This is a genomic window from Vibrio sp. ZF 223 (assembly GCF_003050585.1).
Taxonomy (GTDB): Bacteria; Pseudomonadota; Gammaproteobacteria; order Enterobacterales; family Vibrionaceae; genus Vibrio; species Vibrio crassostreae.
Map to the genome: position 1 here is coordinate 1 of NZ_PIGB01000030.1, position 1,021 is coordinate 1,021.

Annotated in this window: 2 protein-coding genes; both read left to right on the plus strand. The window is 41.1% G+C overall.

What is annotated here, in order from left to right:
* Window positions 1–25 precede the first annotated feature (25 nt).
* Window positions 26–457 carry a hypothetical protein gene (locus tag CWO13_RS23305; RefSeq protein ID WP_102431689.1) on the plus strand — a complete coding sequence of 144 codons (432 nt, stop codon included), beginning with the start codon at window positions 26–28 and terminating at the stop codon, window positions 455–457.
* A gap of 135 nt (window positions 458–592) precedes the next feature.
* A complete protein-coding gene (locus tag CWO13_RS23315) occupies window positions 593–1,018 on the plus strand; it encodes a hypothetical protein (RefSeq protein ID WP_102431687.1) in 426 nt (141 codons plus the stop codon).
* The last annotated feature ends 3 nt before the right edge of the window (window positions 1,019–1,021 follow it).

The window sequence follows — 1,021 nt, forward strand, 5'->3', positions numbered from 1 at the left end:
GCGGCGTTAGCAGTACAGGAGTAACATGGTTAAGCAAATATGGGAAATAACTCCCCAAGATATACAAGATTATGCAGTATGGCAGTTTGCCTCATGGAAAGATGATAGTCATGATGACACTGTCATTTGTCAAGCTAGCCAAGATGATGCTCTAGACCCCAACTCTAACATCATTGTCAGGGCGAAATTCGTCGATGCGAATGGTAATGAGTTTATTGGTTTCATTCATTACGGATTAGCTGAAGTCGAATATTCTCAACCCAATATGTTCGTAAATGGCAAAACCGTAGGCTTTTGGTTTGGCATTACGAAGCCCAATCATAATGACCTGATAAGACTAAACTTCCCTATAGTGATAACGTCAGAGTCAGTTTTTGGTTTAGAGCAGATTACAGTCACTATCGAAGGTTATAGTTATGTCAATGAAGCATCGGCTACTTGCGTAATGTCCTGCTAACAAATTGTTTAAGAGTGATTCGGCACGCGTGGCATTTTTACCATGCGTCAGGTTTAGTGGTTAAGGTGGTATGCGGAAGCTTCGGTATTGCGTGCCTCACACCTTAACAAGGCGTTATGTGTTTTTAGGACAAAAATGGAAATTTTCGAAATTCAACTAGAAAACTCAATCGGTCCAGTCAAGCTTGGTATGACAGAAACTGAAGTGAGCAATGTTATCGGAGCTCCTGATTACATCTATGGTCATCGCCATCATTTTTTAGATGGTCTCATGGTAGATTTTGATAATGAAGGAAGAGTTGAGTTCATTGAAGCTGCGGCGTCTGAGTTGTTTTCAACGACATTGTTTGGCATTGACGTACATAGGACATTAGCGACTAATGTGCTCGAACGAGTTCAGCTAGAAGGTAATTATGATCATTCTGATCCAGAGTTAGGCTATAGCTACGTGTTTAAAGAGCTTCAGTTATCTTTCTGGCGTCCAACTCTTCCTGACCTAGAAGAAGGTGAAGGGTTGTACTTTCAATCGGTTGCAATTGCTTCCGAGGGTTACTTTGAGTAAACA